Origin of the sequence: Phytohabitans sp. LJ34 (genome assembly GCF_052068095.1) — a bacterium.
GTDB lineage: Bacteria > Actinomycetota > Actinomycetes > Mycobacteriales > Micromonosporaceae > Phytohabitans.
On the sequence record NZ_JBQHDG010000026.1, the window covers coordinates 155718 to 172626 of the forward strand.

The 16909-nt window shown below is 67.1% G+C and carries 14 protein-coding genes and 1 tRNA gene; 6 read left to right on the top strand and 9 right to left on the bottom strand.

All coding sequences use genetic code 11. The features are described 5' to 3' along the window. Positions 1–74: 74 nt before the first annotated feature. Both ACTMTJ_RS37420 and ACTMTJ_RS37425 read right to left on the bottom strand, forming a co-directional pair. A complete protein-coding gene (locus ACTMTJ_RS37420) occupies positions 75–3704 on the bottom strand; it encodes a WD40 repeat domain-containing protein (RefSeq protein ID WP_441223447.1) in 3630 nt (1209 codons plus the stop codon). A 529-nt stretch (positions 3705–4233) separates the two neighbouring features. Further along, positions 4234–4968, bottom strand: a complete 735-nt coding sequence (locus tag ACTMTJ_RS37425) for a hypothetical protein (protein WP_441223448.1) — start codon at positions 4966–4968, stop codon at positions 4234–4236. Between the two features lie 552 nt (positions 4969–5520). Here ACTMTJ_RS37425 and ACTMTJ_RS37430 point away from each other — a divergent pair. The 3 genes from ACTMTJ_RS37430 (at position 5521) to ACTMTJ_RS37440 (ending at position 7883) form a co-directional block, all read left to right on the top strand. Then, a complete protein-coding gene (locus ACTMTJ_RS37430) occupies positions 5521–6171 on the top strand; it encodes a hypothetical protein (RefSeq protein WP_441223449.1) in 651 nt (216 codons plus the stop codon). Positions 6172–6303: 132 nt separating this feature from the next. Further along, the gene (locus ACTMTJ_RS37435; RefSeq protein ID WP_441223450.1) at positions 6304–6741 is read left to right on the top strand and encodes an Rv0361 family membrane protein; all 438 of its coding nucleotides are present in this window, start codon (positions 6304–6306) and stop codon (positions 6739–6741) included. A 602-nt stretch (positions 6742–7343) separates the two neighbouring features. Further along, a complete protein-coding gene (locus tag ACTMTJ_RS37440) occupies positions 7344–7883 on the top strand; it encodes a GNAT family N-acetyltransferase (RefSeq protein ID WP_441223451.1) in 540 nt (179 codons plus the stop codon). Positions 7884–8457: 574 nt separating this feature from the next. Here ACTMTJ_RS37440 and ACTMTJ_RS37445 read toward each other — a convergent pair. The 3 genes from ACTMTJ_RS37445 to ACTMTJ_RS37455 all read right to left on the bottom strand — a co-directional run bounded on the left by ACTMTJ_RS37445 (position 8458) and on the right by ACTMTJ_RS37455 (position 10557). After that, positions 8458–8898, bottom strand: a complete 441-nt coding sequence (locus ACTMTJ_RS37445) for a hypothetical protein (RefSeq protein ID WP_441223452.1) — start codon at positions 8896–8898, stop codon at positions 8458–8460. 266 nt (positions 8899–9164) lie between these two features. Further along, complete coding sequence (locus ACTMTJ_RS37450) at positions 9165–9470, bottom strand: hypothetical protein (protein WP_441223453.1); 306 nt, start codon at positions 9468–9470, stop codon at positions 9165–9167. A 67-nt stretch (positions 9471–9537) separates the two neighbouring features. Continuing rightward, on the bottom strand, positions 9538–10557 hold the full coding sequence (locus ACTMTJ_RS37455; protein WP_441223454.1) for a fibronectin type III domain-containing protein: 1020 nt from the start codon (positions 10555–10557) through the stop codon (positions 9538–9540). Positions 10558–11100: 543 nt separating this feature from the next. Here ACTMTJ_RS37455 and ACTMTJ_RS37460 point away from each other — a divergent pair. Beyond that, positions 11101–11568, top strand: a complete 468-nt coding sequence (locus tag ACTMTJ_RS37460) for a hypothetical protein (protein WP_441223455.1) — start codon at positions 11101–11103, stop codon at positions 11566–11568. Between the two features lie 92 nt (positions 11569–11660). Here ACTMTJ_RS37460 and ACTMTJ_RS37465 read toward each other — a convergent pair whose 3' ends face one another. Both ACTMTJ_RS37465 and ACTMTJ_RS37470 read right to left on the bottom strand, forming a co-directional pair. Continuing rightward, positions 11661–12260, bottom strand: a complete 600-nt coding sequence (locus ACTMTJ_RS37465; RefSeq protein WP_441223456.1) for a hypothetical protein — start codon at positions 12258–12260, stop codon at positions 11661–11663. After that, the gene (locus ACTMTJ_RS37470; RefSeq protein WP_441223457.1) at positions 12257–13579 is read right to left on the bottom strand and encodes a glycosyltransferase; all 1323 of its coding nucleotides are present in this window, start codon (positions 13577–13579) and stop codon (positions 12257–12259) included. Before ACTMTJ_RS37470 ends, ACTMTJ_RS37465 begins: the two co-directional genes overlap by 4 nt. 159 nt (positions 13580–13738) lie before the next feature. On the opposite strand from ACTMTJ_RS37470, the gene ACTMTJ_RS37475 reads away from it, so the two are divergent. Next, complete coding sequence (locus tag ACTMTJ_RS37475; RefSeq protein WP_441223458.1) at positions 13739–14311, top strand: TetR/AcrR family transcriptional regulator; 573 nt, start codon at positions 13739–13741, stop codon at positions 14309–14311. A 491-nt stretch (positions 14312–14802) separates the two neighbouring features. On the opposite strand, the gene ACTMTJ_RS37480 is transcribed toward ACTMTJ_RS37475, so the two are convergent. After that, positions 14803–14875 (bottom strand) — tRNA-Lys (locus ACTMTJ_RS37480). Positions 14876–15018: 143 nt separating this feature from the next. Then, the gene (locus ACTMTJ_RS37485; protein WP_441223459.1) at positions 15019–16023 is read right to left on the bottom strand and encodes an ArsR/SmtB family transcription factor; all 1005 of its coding nucleotides are present in this window, start codon (positions 16021–16023) and stop codon (positions 15019–15021) included. A gap of 122 nt (positions 16024–16145) precedes the next feature. On the opposite strand from ACTMTJ_RS37485, the gene ACTMTJ_RS37490 reads away from it, so the two are divergent. Then, positions 16146–16909 (top strand): branched-chain amino acid ABC transporter substrate-binding protein (locus ACTMTJ_RS37490; RefSeq protein WP_441223460.1); only part of this gene is annotated, 764 nt, incomplete at its 3' end.

Sequence of the window (16909 nt, forward strand, 5' to 3'; positions counted from 1 at the left end):
GCGTTGCTGACTGCATTCTGGCTGGTTGGCGGTGGAGCGCGGTTGGGCGCTGGTGGCTTTCGTACAGGTGTTGATCAGTTGTCGGGCTGCTGATGATGGATGCCCATGATGCCGCGGACACCGCCGATGACGACGTTGCCGTTGGAGTCGGCCGCGATGGACCAGATGTGGGAGCCTACCCACAGATGGCGTTCCTGGCCGGTGGCGAGCTCTAGGAAGCCGAGCGTGCAGGTGTGTCCGCCGGTGAGGATGTACGTCTCACCGCGGATGTTGGCTACTTCGACCGCGTTTATCGCCATGTTATGTCCGCCGGCAAGGTCACCTGACCATAGGACGCCGCCGTCGTCGGCGTCCCAGACCTGAACGTGGGAGTTGCTACCGGCGCCGACCAGGACCCGGCGGTCGGCATGCCAGCCGTATGCGAACTCGCTGATGCCGTAAGGCCACTCGGCGTCGTCGGGTGCTTCATCCAGCACTAGATCGGTTCGCTCAACGGTGCCGTCGTCCGTTAGCGTCCACCGGACGACCTCGGGAGTGGGTATTGTCGTGGCGGTCACGAAACGAGTGGTGTTGGCGGGTCGTACCGGGTCGATCGCGATCCAGAAGGCCCCCGTGTGGCATTGAATCCTCGGGCGCACTTCGACGCCGGTGACCAAGTCGAAGAACGCTAGGGCTCCATCTACCCCGCACAGGACCACTGTCTGTGGCATCACCGGATCGACCTCAACCGCCCACCAGTCGCCCCGCGGGATCGCGACCTTCCGACGCTGTCCGGGTGCTAATGCGGGCCCGATAGTCAACAGGTCGTTGCTGCGGTGCAACGTCACCAGCGAGGGATGCTCGCCAGGAATGATGGCGATGTCGGATACGGGCGGATCGGGCGCCAATGCATGCTCCGCGAGTACGTCGCCGCTGCTGGCATCGACGACGACGTATCGGTCAGCACCCTCCTGGAAGACGGTAAGCGCGGGCACGTCAAGTGATCGAGGCATGTGTCGGATGTGCTGGTAGCGCCGTGTCGGCGAGCTATCGGGTGTCCTGTTCTGGTGGACCAACCGAACCGTCCCGTCACGCCCGCCGGTGACCAGGACGTTTCTGGTGCCGACGCGGGCGATCGCCACCGCGTCTATCCCGTTGTCGTGGACCGCGAGCCGGCGCCAGCCCGAATCCGGCGCCTCCCAGACATGGATGTCGCCAACGCTGTCGCCAACTGCCATGACTTTGCCGCTTTCGCCGAGCAACGCGGTGCTCATTGCCCCAGCGTGGTTCGAATACCCTTCCTCGCCAGCGGGAATGCCATACTCGGGTTCCCAGTGGAAGATCTGCCCCCCGATCGAGCCGCCGACAAGGACGGTCAACCGCCCACTGACTGAGGCGATCGCTGCGGACCAGATCCCCGCGGTGGGATGCCAGCCTGGCACCGCCGCGGCGGGGCGTAGCGGTTGACCCACCAGCGCACCCGTGGCCAGGTCCCGTACCTCGACTGCCAGGTCCTCGCGGCGGAGCCGCACGCTACGCGCGCCCTCATCCGCGAACCCGAGCACGACGAGTGGACGGCCATCGACCGATGCCACTGTGGTCACCAGTCGTCCGGACACGTCGACCGGCGGCCATGACAGTGGTTCGCCGCTGTCCGCGTCGTACGCCGACAGACGGTCATCGGATGTCTGGAGCAGGATCTGCCGGTCGTGATGCCGAAGCGTCCAAAGTCCGGACTTCGGTTGCTGCCGCATGATCGTCCGGGGCACGGTAGCGGAGAAGAGTGTCGCCCGGCGCACCTCGCCGTCTCTATGTGCGGTTAGGACGACGACGTCCTCGCCCTCGCGGAAAGCGACCATCCGCTGGATTTCGTCGTGCGGGTAGCTGATGCCGGTCGTAACGCGGGTGCCGTCCCGTAACCACCAGGCCCGGACCGCCCATTCGCTGGCGGCGACAATGACTGCACCGGCCCGGCTGTCGACGATGTGCACGGCCAGCACATACCCGTCGTGGTGGCCGAGGACCTGGGAGTCGTCGAGGTCCACCCACCGAGCCCAACGGGACCGCCACGGCCGGTCGGGGTCGAGCCGCCCAACCCGCTCGGCCAAGGCGTCGTCGCCCGCCATGCGTGCGGCCATCTCAAGGTAGCTGACGCGCTCTTCAGGTCCGGCAAGCAGGAGTTGCTGACCGACCCGTTCGATCAGACGCGCTCGACGGTGGCCCTCAGTCGTGCGGGCCGCTGGAAGCGCGAGCAGCAGCGGTGCTGCATCGGCGACGACCAAGAATCCGGCGTCGGCAAGCAGCTCGTCGAGGCATGCCCCGCGGGCGGCATGCGTGCACAGGTGCCGCCGTGTGTATTCGTCGTCGCCGGACCAGAGCCGCTCCCCGTTCTCACCCACCGACACACGTCCGATGAGCACACCGGCGATCCGACGCTGGATCTCATTCTCGGACCGCAGACGGAGGGTTTCCGCGCGCAGGTGTTCGGCGAGCGCCTCGTGGAACATGCGCGTAGCGATCCGGTCTCCGTTGGCGCTTTGCGCCACCAGGTCAACCGCCGGCGTCCGCAACAGCCGCACAACGTCCTGCTCGGTATATGCGGCCGTGCCCAGAGCCGTCGCCACGGCGGCCCAGGTCGCGAAGTCCGTTAGGCCGTCACCCTCAGCCCAGGCCAACGCTGTCAGCAGGTCCCGTGCCACCTCGTACTCCGGCTCGACCTCCCGCAAGTACCGGTCCATCGCGGCGCCCACCCCCGCCGGAAACGAGCTGATCGTCGCCGGATCGCCGATGTCGACCGACTCCGGCGCCGCCATCAACGCGAGCGCGGTCAACTGCGCGACGAGGAAGTTCGACCCCGCACGCGAGGCCACGGCGTCCGCGACCAGTCCCACGAGGTCGGGCCGATCCCGATACGGCGTGCGGACATCCCGATCAGCTTCAGCCAGCAGCGTCCGGCGCACGTAGGCCGCGACGTCCGAATGATCCAGATACTCATCACTGTCAAGATCGCGTATCACTACCGAATCGCCAAAGGCCCGCAGCAGCCCACCCTCACCACCTCTCCGGCTACCGAAGACGCACCTAAGACCGGTCGCCGCAGCACCGGCAGCCAGCGGCTCCAGCAAGTCCTGGATGAGCTGATAAGGCTGAATCGCCTCGTCCACCGCGTCCACGATCAGCACCCGACGCCGGCGGACGGACCGCAGCGCCGCGAGGAGACCTGTCGCACCGACAGGATCCAGACGAAGCCCAACCGCGATCTCGTCGCCGACTTCGTCAGCGGTCCTCCCGCGGGCATGAACAGCGACAGCCGACGACCGCCGGTCCAATTCCAGAAGGCGGCCGAGCACCGCGGACTTCCCCGATCCCGGGTCGCCGGTCACCAGCCGGCCACGCGGATCAGCAAGAGGATCGCCGCACCAAGCGATCAGATCCGCCAGCACCGCCCGCCGACCGGTGAAATAACTGCCCTTACGAAGATGTGTCGGCAGCACACCCCGCGCCCGCGGCTCAAAATGGTTGTGCAGCTGGACGACCTGCCTACCAACCACTGCGGACACCCGCTGCTGGCGATCGCGAAGCCGGTCAACCACCGGCGGGACCACAAAGCCCAGACCGACGAGCACCAAGGTCAGGACGAGAACGGGGAGTCGCACCTCGTCACCGGAAAGCAGCCCGACCAGCGCTCCAACCCCGGCCACTGCTCCGGGCAGCAGATAGACCAACCACCGACTCCACCGCACCACACCATCCTCTGTGGAATCGACGCCCCGGCACAACGCAGTCCGACCCCGAACCGCTCGGCGGCCTAACCCAGCCCAAGAACATCGGCAACGCGTCCCGCCGGGTTGTCACCCTCGGTGACGAGCGGATCGCGGCAGATGAGGATGGGCTGTCACGTCCGGTCAAACGCGTCGGCGCATTGCCTTCGTGGCTTAGAACGCGATCTCGGTGTCGCCCTACGACGCTCGTTCGGATGTCATAGCTCATGTCGAGGGAGAAACACTCATGTCGAAATCCGCAATGGATCGGCCGGAGTATTTGGGCGACCCAGCCGGTCTTCGCGATCTCGCCCGCGGTGCCTCGCGCTCTCCGATACCCCGGCACCAACCGGATCACACGTTCACCCTCGACCCGGCCGAGCACAACACGCTCGACGTGTCCTACGCGGTGGTGCGCGCGACGTCTGTACTGGTCATCGTCATGGGACGGTACCAGGGTCCGGGCTCGTCCGGACCCTGGTACGTTTCCCAGTCAGCTGGTGCTGAACCGCCAGCCTTCAAGTACGGTGGGCGCCACCGTGGATCCGGCCACGTTGCTCCGCTCCCAGCAGTGGCCGCCGAAGCCGCCCGGCCGCTGGGCGTTGTAACTCTGCCAAACCAGCTGGCCCGTGTAGGCGACGTTGAACACCTCGACGCCGTACCTGCCGACGACGCGGCTCTGCGGCGGAACGGTGACCGTCGCGTTGATCCCGATCTGGGTCGTCCGGGACTGTACGATCTGGACACTCACCGTCGACTGGAGCTTCTCGGTGAGCTGCGCCGACGTTCCGAGCGTCACGGTCACCGTGAACGTGTTCGACACTGACGAGGTGAAGGTAGCGTCGATCGGCGAGGTCAGCGTGTTGTCGACAACCCGCCCGTCGCTGACCGCGAACGTCGGCGAGGCGGAATTGATCGTGTAGTTCACGCCTTCCCAGACCAAGACGTTCCGGCTCGCGGCCCGGACCTTCCAGACGATGCCCGGGTCAGTCGGGCACGCGATGTCGGGACCGTACAGACCCGCGTGCGCAGGTGTGGGCGCGACCAGCGTCGCCACCCCCGCGGCGACCGCGACGAGCGCGGCCGAGGTGGATCGCCGCCGCGACAGGATTCTCAACATGCTGGTGACGCAGACCGTAGCAAGGTTGGCCATCAGCCGGATACTCCGTCTGGTGTGCGATTTCGACAGTTCACGCCCGGTATTCGCCGAGCGTCTCCGGAAGACCATGAAGCCTCCATATGTGGATGGATGAGCGTGGTGCGTCGTGGGCCGCCTGTATGTATTGCCACGCATCACCCCGCGACTGGTCAAGGAATTGGCTGCGGTCAAGCGCCCGCGAACCGGAGGCTGCGTTTTCGCGCGGGTCGAATACTGCGCGATCGCGCAATGGTCAAGACGGATAGCGCCCAGCCCTGGACCGCCAACTGAGTCGATCTTGACGCTGTCGACCCGCACCCCGTCCTGATCCAGACGATCGCACGCGCCTTGGACGTACCGGAGGAGGATCTCGCCACGATCGCCGGCCTCGACGACGCACCCACCGGCATGTCACCGCGTATCAATGCTCAGCACGGCGGACCACAGTAGCAACACACCCACATCGTCACGGTCACGCCGCCGGCGGGCGAATGTCGTCACGCCTCGTACCGAGCACCTCGCGGCATGAGCGTAAGTTCGGTCGCGTCGGGGTGCCTCGTGCCCGTGCTACCTTGAGCGGGTTAGAGACCCCTTCCGCGCGTCGGACGTGTCTGTATCGTCCTGCGGAAGGAGTGGCAACTCATGCCACGTCTCTATGGTCCCGGGCACTTCACCGAGGACCCTTACTCGCAAATCGTTTCGCCCCACGGCATTCCGGTGGACGATCTCGTCGCTGTGCTCCAGAAGGAGATCAGGCGCAGCCGCATCGACAACGCCGTGCTCGCCGCCTACGAGATGTTCACCACCTCGCCGGATGTCGCTCAGCACCTGTGGCGGCGCCTGCGGCTCATCGCGGTTGAAGACGTGGGGATGGGTCTGCCCCTCGGGCCGGTGCTGATCGACGTGCTCCACCGTAATTTCAATGACGCCCCGGGTGGGGACTGGATGATGGCGTGTCATGCCGTGCGTCTGCTCGCTTCCGCGCCCAAGGACCGCACCAGTTCCGAGCACGCCGACTGGGTCGCCACGAAGGTCGCTCTCGGCGAAGCGTTGGTCGAGGTCCCTGACTACGCCCACTGCGTGCACACACGCGCCGGTCAGGAACTCGGGCGCGGTCTGACGCAGTGGTGGGACAACGGCGCTCTCGTGCGCGAGGAACTGCCCGCGGCGGATCACCGATACCGTGACGAGCTGATCGAGATCCACCGCCGCGACGAAGCGGAGAACGGGACCGCACCTCGCCCGTCCCGTTGGCAAGCGCCACCGCGGCTCCCGACTGCGACTGAGATGTAGGCGTCGCTTACGCACTCTCATCGGCAAATGAGTGACTTTGCCGCGCCGCACCGCGGATCCCGCCGCCAAGGCCGCGGCGCCAGATAGCGAACACCACGTACAAGGTGGCAGGAAGCCTCTACCCTCGCTGCCATGGCCGGCAAGGCAGCAGACTCCACCCGTGGCTTCATGATCACGATCCTCGGCGCAGGCATGCTGCTCTGCTGCGGCGTCCCGATCGGCACCGGCTACTTCTACCTCAAAGACTCAGGAGACGAGCCCGGCATGCGCGCCGCCGGCCAGGCATACCTCACCGCCGTCGTCCATGGCGAGAACGAAACCGCCTACGACCTCCTCTGCGAATCCGACCGACGCAAACAGCCACGAGCGACCTGGGAACCCGTCCGCGACCGGCGCACCACCCCGACCGGCTTCCGCATCACCGCCGTCACCGTCACGCGCCAGCGCGGCCCCACCGAACGCGCCGTTACCGCCGACATCACCTACGCCAGCCACCCGACCACGGAGGTAAACCTCTACGTCGAAAAGCAGGACGGTGCCTGGAAGGTGTGCAACCCTCCGCCACTGTGATCCCCCGACGCAGATGTTGAGGTCATGCAGTTGACATCAGCGGTTGACGGCTCGATGAAACACTCCGCCTTTCTTGGTCATGTCGACTACCGCACCGACGTGTTATGTCTCAAGGCGCGGTCCATACGCGGCTGGCTAGTCGACCGCAAACTCTGCGCGTCAAGCGGTGCATTTAAGGGCGGAACCTGCGGCTATCTGGCCGATGTCCGGCGAGGACGCTTCCGAATCCCACTACCAAAACGCTGACGAGTGCCCACCCGAATACGGTCCACATCACAGAACCCATTCGGCCGCATGTCGGGGAATCCAGAAGGTTGCTTGCTTAAGATCTACGACCGGCAGAAGGATGTCAAGCGCATAGACCCACGAATTGAATGGCAGCGAGCCGGCGGGCGAAATGTCAGCTCCAGCATCAATAGACTCACGATAGTACTGGGCCTCACCGCCATCGACGGCAATGCCAGCACCGCCGGCGCCAACGTCGCATGACCCGACCCGCCCGGCAGCCGCAGACAACCGGCGCCACCTGGAGCCGCTTACGCCATCGGCGACCACCGCCGGTAACTCACCCCGAAGGGTCGAGGTCGAATACGGTCGCGCCCGTGCTCCAAGTCCTCGACCATGAGATGGTGCCTCGGATAGAGATCCGCCCGCTGACCGCAGCCGATCCCGTCCCGATCGCGCAGGCGTTCAGTGCGCTCGGTTGGCCAGGAAAGTCTGTCGACCAGTACCGGCGTTACCTCGATGACCAGACCGCCAAGACGCGCGCCGTGCTCGTCTCATTGTTCGAAGGACGCTTCGCCGGCTACCTGACCGTGCGATGGAGCAGCGACTACACACCGTTCCGCGCTGCCGGCATCCCCGAGGTCGTGGACCTGAACGTGCTTCCACAGTTCCGCCGCAGACGGATCGCTTCGACGCTCATGGACGCAGCCGAGAACCTCATCGTCTCCAGGAGCGACACCGCAGGAATCGGCGTCGGCCTCAATGCCGACTACGCAGCCGCCCACCTCATGTACCTACGCCGCGGCTACCTGCCAGACGGTCGCGGCGTGGCTTATCGTGGGATCACCGTCCAGCCCGGCGCCCCGGTGAAAGTGGATGACGATCTCGCACTCATGATGACCCGCCGACTTCGGTAGCGACAGCGACCGCTAGCCGGTCACTGGTACGAGACCGGTGTCGGCCTCACACAACGTCATCACCGCTGCCAGCCAGGTGAAGCCCCCGTACGCAGCCCTGTGCACGTTTATCGGGTCTGTCGCCGATCTTGTGACGGCGGGCGACGCCCGCCAAGATCTGCGCCGTGCTCTCGGGATTTCTGACGACGGTCTTTCCTCATCTGTCCAATGTGGTTGTTGACCTGGTCGAGCGGTCGGCCAACGTTGTCGTGATGCGAGGGCGGTCTCGGGCTCGGCGAGGCCACTGTCCACAGTGCTCCACGCCCTCGACGCGGGTGCACGGCCGGTATCTGCGGCGGGTGGCTGCGCTGTGGTGATCGAGTTGTTGGTACGCCGGTTCAAGTGCGTGTCCGACGCATGCTCTGCGGTGACGTTCGCCGAGCAGGTCGAAGATCTGACCCGGCCACACGCTCGTCGTACCCCGCTGCTGCGGCGCATCCTGGCCCAGATTGCGGTCGCGCTTCATGCCGAAGCGGCGGCCGGCGACGAGCCGTTCGTGAGACTCGGCGGGCACGCAGTACCAGGGCATCTCCCATCACGACCCGACCCGATCGGCGGGCGATTGGTCAGTCGGCCATGGGTGACGGCGCATCCTCTGTTGTACCGGCCACCGCCTCGTGGCGATCGCCACGAGGAAGACAGCGGTGAGGACGAACCAGATGCCTCCGTTGATGCCGTCTTCCAGGTTGCCGCGCGGTCCGCCGCGGTGGGCCACCGTCGCACCGATCATCGCGACGATGAAACTGCCGACGAACATCGCGACGGCGCCAACGATCGCGACGATGAGTCGGACGACGAAGGGCGCGCGGAACGCGCCGACGACGAAGATCGCGAAGGCCGCCAGGGCACCGAAGAGCAGGTTCATGTAGTCGGTCAACTCGGCCACGTAGCGGTCGGCGCTGAAATAGATGACGGCCTTGACCACCTGCGTCGCTCCACCGACGAGGCCGATGACCGAACAGATCCCGAGCAACACCCGGCCGACGATCACTGAGACATTCACGGGTCACAGTGTAGTCGTCATAATCCGGGAGGGTCCCGGCCATGCGCCTCCGGGTCTTCGCTGGAGAGGCCGCAGCAGGCGACCAGGCGTAGCAAGGTGTCCTTCGCGAGACCACATTGGACAGACGAGGAAGGATCGTCTTCAGAAATCCCGAGAGTGCGGCGCAGATCTTGGCGGGCGTCGGGCGCCGTCACAAGATCGGCGACAGACCCCGTTTATCCGTAGTTGATGGACGTTCGCTACCGAGCTCGGCGAGGTCGGATCTTCCGGGATCCGCTCGAGCTTCCCCAGGTGTTGAGGGCCGTCACGCGACTGGTGAGCAGCAGGGTGCCCCGGTGGGAACCACGCACGATCCCGTTTCCGTCGCGCACCAGCGCACCGGGCTGTACCAGAACGCTTGGGTCGTCGGCGTTGTCCACGATGAGAAGCCAACGATCTGGTAGCGCCTCCAAACGCGCCCAGACCAGGTCGATGAGGCTGAGCGGACCGGAAAGCGCCTGCTTCACCTCATCCGATGTGGCCCCGATCCGAAGTGCCAGGTCCATCAGGCCAGCATAGGGACGGTGATCGTCGCGCCGACGCCGCCACGAGTACGCATCGACGGCTTTGTGCTTAGGCCTGCCGGACGGTGCAGGGCTCCCCACTGATCGCGAAGTCGCCGGGTAGCGTGGCGTCGCCGTTCTGGCTGACGAAGGACCAGAACATCGCCTCCGTACCGGACGGGAGGCTGCTGCCGGGTTCCGAGAACAGGACGGCGTCGGCGGCGTCGCGCGCCAGCCGGGGCGAGGTGAGCGTATGCGCGACGGGCATCCGGAAGGTGACCGCCCACCGGTCCAGCGCCGCCGCCGTGGTGTTGTACACCTGAACGGTCAGCTGGTAGTAGTTGCCGTCCGGGTCCAGGGTGATCAAGCACTGGGGCAGGTGGGTGTACGGCGCGGTGGTGAACAACAGCGGCTCCGACCGCGGAGACCGGTTGCCGCTCGAGTCGATGGCGCTCACCGCCACGATGTACGACGTCGCCGCCGTAAGTCCGCTGAGGTGCATGAGCGTGCCGGACGAGGTGGCGACCCGGGTCCAGACCCCGTCTTGGAGTACTTCGCCGACGTAGGACGCGACCCGCGCGTTGTCCGTCGCCGGAGGGAAGGTCACGGACACGCCGAATATGCCCAACCGTTGCATCGTCGGGGATCCCGGCGCGGTCGGTGGCTCGGATTCCGGCGTGGGTGGGGTGACCACATGGGTGTAGGCGGATGGTGTGCTGTCGGCGCGGCCCGAATCCGGTATGGCGTGGGCGATCAGCCGGAAATTGTGCGCGCTGTCCGGCGCGAGACCTGTCACCGTCGCTGACAGCGCCGTCGTGGTCAGGATCGGCACGAAGACGGAGGGGCTCGCCCGCTCTACCGTGTACGCAGCCACCGGGCCCGCGACGGCGGTCCAGGTGAGCGCGACGCTGGTCGGGCTCTGCGCGACGGCGCTGGGGGTCTTGGGCGTGGGCAGCCGGTCGGCCGTCGCGGCCGAGGCGGCGTCCGGCGCCGCGGCCACCATCGACAGTCCGATCAGGACGATGATGGCGGCCGCCCTGGTACGACGCGTCGCGCGGGCATACGTCTTCGTGGCGCCGAAGCGGGTCATGCGCGGATCGTACCGATCGGTGACGGCTTCGGATATAGGCGTTCTTCTATCTGAAACGGATCCGCGCCTTCACGGGTGTCTGCCGGGAAGCGGTGGCCCGATCATGACCCGTTGTTCCCGTCCGCCTGGTCCGACCGGCTCGACCAGTTCTTCGCTGACGTTCGAGTGCAGCACGTCGACGGCGGGCACATTCTGCCGCTTGAGCGCCCCCGGGAGTTCGCCGCAGCCCTAGCCGCCGCAGCGGCTGCGGCTGCTTGAGCAACAACCGCGGGAACTCCGGCAACTACAACATCCGCAACTACCGCGCCTGAGGGCCACGCCAGGCCGTCAGGATCACGGTCGCCTTGCTGGCGGCGACCGGTAGCGGGTAGGTCAGCTCGGCTCGTCGCCGGGCACGCGTATCTTCTAGACGAGATCCAACCTCAGGCCCGAAATCGGCACTTCTGGATCCGTCGTGCTAGAACGATGGGTATGCGAATTCCGCCCGGATATCTATTGCTATTTGTGGTCACCGCTCTGTTCGCGGCAGGGTGCTCATCGCCGATGGCCGGACCGGACACGACTTCGACCAGCGGCCCCGCGTCCACACCCAGCGAGGCCGGCTCGACGTCGGCGTCCGCCACTGCCAGCGCGCCGACGTCGTCGGCGTCCACGCAAACGCCGCTCACGGCCGCCAACGGCACCGACGTACGTGCCTGCCGGAACGCGGACTGCGAGATTCTCATCAGTGGCCAGGTCGAGATCCCCCTCGCGCCGAAGTTCGGCTGCACAAGGTTCGCCGTCGTCTACTTTCCCCCAAACCGGGTGGCATTCAACGTCGACTGCGCCAAAACTGGCAACGTGACCGGCTACTTCCTCGGCAGGGGCACCCTCCGCCTCGTCATCGCGGTCACCCTCGAGGTCGACAAGATCGACGGTACCGGCGCCGTGCTCCACTTCCTGCCCAAGAACACGACAGAGGATCCAACGAGAAATCAGGTGTCCGGACAAGATGGCGCCGCCTTCACCTGACGCCCAAGCATTCGACGCCTTCCGAAGCCTCGGCCCACAACCCTGCTGACCTACCGACGACTCCGCAAGGCCGCCACCAACTGAGACACGGCCTAATGTCCGCGACCGCCGCGGACGGTTTCGCCAAGCCGGGCTTGGGTGGCCGTGGTCGAGCTGGTTGTTGGTTGGCTGGAAAGGGTGGCGATGCCGACGGCGATGGTGGGTAGGGCCCAGAGGGCGATGGAGGGCTCGACGGGTGCGTTGGTGGCGGCTAGCGGGAACATGAATACGACGGGGTAGAGGCCCATGGTGAGCGGGGTGAAGCGGCGCCAGCCGTGCCAGCGGTGCTCGCGGATCACGGCTGCTCCGGCCATGGTCATGCCGATGGCGGTCAGCAGCGCCCCGATGGGCAGGATGGTGTCAGCGGTCTCGCCGGTGGTGATGGAGACCAGTTCGGCGGCGATGAACACGACTCTGCCGGCGGCGGCGGTGCCGAACCCGGCTTTTCCGAGTCGTCGGGTTCCGTGGGGTCGTTGTTGGGCGAGCCCGATGATGCCGGCCAGTAACAGCGCCTGGGTGGGTAGCCAGATGGCTTCGGCGATGTAGAAGCGGGTGCTGCCGTCGTCGGCGGCGGCTCCGGCCAGTGAGGCGGCGAGCCAGCCGGCGCCTGCCGCGATCCAGGCGCCGGCGGTGAGGCGGGGGTGGATGGTCATGAAAACCTCCTCGGCTGTTGGTCCTCCCGCTGTCGGTTGGCGACGATCAGCTCGTCGATGATCTCGGCGAGTCGGTGCACGCCGCGGCTGGCGGCCATGTGTTGGGCGATGCGGCTGGCGGCGTCCCGGTACCGGCGGTTGTCGAGCACGGCACGAACGGCGCGGCGGATCGCGGTTGGTGTTGGGGTTTCGGTCTTGAGGCGGCGTCCGACGCCGGCCCAGGCGATCCGGGCGATGACTTCGGGCTTGTCTTCCTGGCTGCCGGCCGCGACGATCGGCACGCCGTGGCGCAGGGCGTACTGCACGCCGCCGTACCCGCCGTTGGTGACGAAGACGTCGGTTTTGGGCAGCAGGTCGTCGTACGGCAAGAACTCAGCGGCGCGGGCGTTGCGGGGCAGCGGCGGCAGCGTGTCCACCGGACGCCCACCGGTCGCGACGACGACCAGCACGTCCTGGTCGGCGAGCCCGTCGAGGGCGGGCGCGATGAGCTGGCCGTAGTCGCGGTTGGCGAGCGTGCCCTGGGTGAGGTGGACGACCGGTCGCGAGCCGTCGAGCTCCGGCCACCACGCAGGACGCGGCGCCTGCGAGCCGGAGGCCGAGATCGGCCCTACGAAGTGCAGGGTGGCCGGGGCGTCCGACCGCGGATACTCGAACTCGGGCACCGTGAACTGCACAATCGCCTCGGTGTGCCGCGGCCAGTCGAGCACCGCGAAGGGGATCGAGCGGCCGTGCAGCCGGTGGAAGGTGTGCTCGGCGATCCGCTCGGCCGGCGGAAAAACCGTCTTGGCGGCGACCGCGGCGAGCATCGCGTTGCGCAGTCTGCCGAGTGGGCCGCGCAGCGGGAGCAGCCCCATGCCGAACGGCGCCGTGTCGCGGCTGGAGATCGTCAACGGGCAGATGCCGCCCACCACGATCGGCGGCCGGAGGCTGAGCGGGTGGCCGAGCAGGAACGCACCACCCACGAATCCCGGTTCGGTCAGGAGCACGTCGGCCGGCTCGGCGGTGTGCGAGGCCATCACGATGTCATGTTGCGGCAGCCCGGGGCGTACGAAGATGTGCTCGATGTCGTGGGCGATCGCCTTCGTACCCTTCAGGGCGGCCCGTTCGGGGAAGGTGTGGTTCCAGTCCTGCCGGTCGTCGAAGTCGGCTTCGGCGGGCAAGGCCAGATGCTGCGCGCCGGTGGCCTCGACGGCTTCGGCGAACCTGGATCCGGTGAGGAACCGCACCCGGTCCCCGCGCTCGGCGAGATGCCGGGCGATCGCGAGCAGCGGCGTGACGTGCCCGTGGATGGGCACAGCCGCGATCAAGATTGACGACATGGCGACCCCAGGTGGCTCCGGAGCGGTGGGATAGATTGGGACCCATGGAGCAGTATTCATCTGCATGCCGTGGTAGTCAATATGACGGGGGCTGACGGCCGCACCCGTAGCTACCGTTCCGAGCTTCGGCAGCGGCAGGCGGCCGAGACCAGGAGGCGTGTGGTCGAGGCCGCCGGTGAGGTGTTCAGCGAGCATGGGTACCAAGCCGCGACGTTCGCGCAGATCGCGAACCGGGCCGGCGTCTCGATCGAGACGGTGCGAACGAACGGCCCGAAGGCGGCCCTCATGTGGGCCGCGGTCGAGGTGGCGTCATTGGGCGTCGAAGGACGCGACACCGACATCTTCGCCACCGATGTCGGCAAAGCCATGCTCGAGGTCGCTGACCCGGACGGGTTCGCGGCGTTCCTGGGTCAGACCATGCTCGCGGTCAACGAGCCGGCGGCCGGTGTCTGGACCGCGGTCACCGGCGCCGCCCACGGCGACCGCGAGCTGCGCGACCACCTTGCGCAGCGGCTCGCCGCAATCAGAAAACAGGTCGAGAACGTCCTACGGGTGGTCGCCGAGCGCGGCTGGCTACGCACTGACGTGCCCTTCGACGACCTCGTCGAAGCCTGCTGCGTCATCACCAGCGTCGAAAGCTACGTGCGCTTCGTACGCCTCGACGGCAAATCCGCCGAGGAATACAAGGCCTTCATCACACGGACGATCGCCGACACAATCCTCGTACGCTAAACCGCCAGCCGGGACAGTCCCCGACCCGTTGATACCGACGCAGTGCACTGGGAGCGCGTTCGCAGATGCGGCAGCAGATCGACCAGACACCCATGATCGCACCCTCCGCAGAACCCTGCACAATGGACAGTCCCAAAGGACCAATCTCGATCAACGGGAGTGGGCCAGCTGGGCGAGCAGCGTACGGGTCTGCCGGGACGGGATGCCCGGCCAGGCTCGCCGCGGCCGGCGTGCCCGGCCCTGGGTGCAGGCCGAGCGGCCGAAAAGAGCCGCCCCGCCAGCGGGCTGAGCACGCGGTACGACCACCACTACCAAGTCTGCGGGCGTGGCGGCGGGCGCCGGTGGGACACCGCGCGGGCGCCGCAGAACGACACAATCCACAGGACGGAAGCCGCAGGCCACCGCATCGGACACTCATCAAAGCAGGACAGATTGGCGCACGCGAAAAGTAGCGACACGGCAACGGTGCACCATAGCCGCAGGTCAGAGGGTGGGCCGCCGGGGACTCGAACCCCGAACCTAAGGATTAAAAGTCCTCAGCTCTGCCAATTGAGCTAGCGGCCCGCGATCAACCAGGTTACCGGAGCCTCTGGCACCGTGGCCTGCGGCTTCCACCCTGAGGATCGAGTCGGGACTTCGATGACGGAGCGTGTCGCTCCCTGGACCTTGACGCACCCCTTGCCGGGCTCCGGGCCGGGACACAGCCGCTACTGGCCGGCCGCACCGCGATCGGCACCTGGGGAAGGTTCACGCTCGGCTGAGCGAGCCTTCGGCTGGACGGCCGTGAGCAGCCGGTGGCCGAGTGGGGTCAGGACGTGCCGCACCGCGCGGCCGTCACGGCGGCTGCTCACCAGGCCCGCGCCGCGGAGGGCAGCGGCGTGCATGGACGCCGACGCGACGCTGATGTCCAGGGCATGCGCGAGACCGCTTGTGGTGTGCTCGGCGAGCAGCGCGCGCAGGATCCTTGCGCGGGTGGCCCCCAGCACATCGACCAGCGCGTCGTGGTGATCGTCGCGCGGAAGACCCCAGTGTGCGGGCGCGAGCGGATAGCAGAGGGTTGGCTGCGTCCAGCCGAGAGCCACGCCTGGTCGGCTCCAGATCGACGGCATCAGGCGAAGTCCTCTCCCGGCGAGGTCGACGTCGCCGTCGATCGGCGTGTCGATCTCGAGCACGCCGTCCTGCCACCGGATGCGGGGATGAAGCGTGTTCAGCGCGGCCGCTATGCCGTGGCTCGCGACCTGCCACGCCCGGTGGCTGAGCTCGGCCGAGGCGGCGCGCTCGATGCCGGGCCACAGCGGTGCCATGACGTTGTCGTAGTAGGCGTGCATGGCCACGCCCAGGTCCGCCAGCGCGCCCGCACGCCCCCGGGCCAGATCACGGATCCAGGGTGACGGTGGAGACCGCCACGGCAGCTCTTCAAGCTCCGCCTGGATCCGCGCGGCAGGCGTGGATCGCACGCGGTCGAGCGCCTCGTCCAGGCAGCTTGTCGCCTCCGGACAGAGGAACTCTGGGACGCTGCCGTGTGCCGGCACGATGTCGAGCAGCTGTCGCGCCGCGGGCGCGAGGCGTGATCGCCGGGCGAGCCACAGCCGCCGGAACGGGCTCGCGGGCTGCTGGAGCAGCTGGGCACTCACCGCCAGCTCGCAGTAGGGGCCCGGGGGCGCGAACGCCGTCCGAGCGAGATCTTCTACGCCGAACCGAAGCCGCATCATCCGCACACCCCCATCGCGTGCCCGTGCCACGTTTCAGCAGCACTTGAAAGGTTTGCACGCATCGCACCCGGCCACCAACCATGACTTCGATGGCCGACAGCCGACGAAGGAGGGTTCGAGCCTTGAGGCAGAAGCTCGCGCGGGCGTTCGGTGGCATCGCCATCGCCGCGCTCGTATTCGGTGGCGCCGCGTGCCAGGCCGGAGACGACGACGGCGGAGACGGCGGTAGCGGTAGCAACGCCGCCTGTGGCATGAAAATCGGCTTCTTCGGCCCGCTCACCGGCGACGCGGCCGGTCTGGGCATCCACATTCGCAACGGCGCCAAGCTCGCCATCGACCAGTACAACCGGGACAACGCCGGCTGCACCGCGGAGATCGTGGAGTACGACTCGCAGGGTGACCCGGCCAAGGCCCCGGCCCTGGCGACACAGGCGGTCGGCGACCAGAAGGTCATCGCGATCATCGGCCCGGCGTTCTCCGGCGAGTCAGAGGTCGCCGACCCGATCCTCCAGTCGGGCAACCTGCCCACCATCACCCCGTCGGCCACCCGACCCAGCTTGAGCACCAAGGGTTGGAGCGTGTTCCACCGCGGCGTCGGCAACGACACTTCGCAGGGTCCGGCCGCGGGCCGGTACATCAAGAACGTGCTGAAGGCCGAGAAGGTGTACGTGGTCGACGACCAGTCGGCGTACGGCGCCGGCTTGGTCGACGAGGTCAAGAAGGTCATCGGCACGCCGGTCGGTGAGGACAAGGTCCAGGTCAAGCAGACCAACTTCTCCGCGGTCGTGACGAAGATCCGTAACTCCGGTGCCACGGCGCTGTTCTTCGGTGGCTACTACACCGAGGCGGGCCTGCTGCTCAAGCAGCTCAAGGGCGCCGGCTGGCA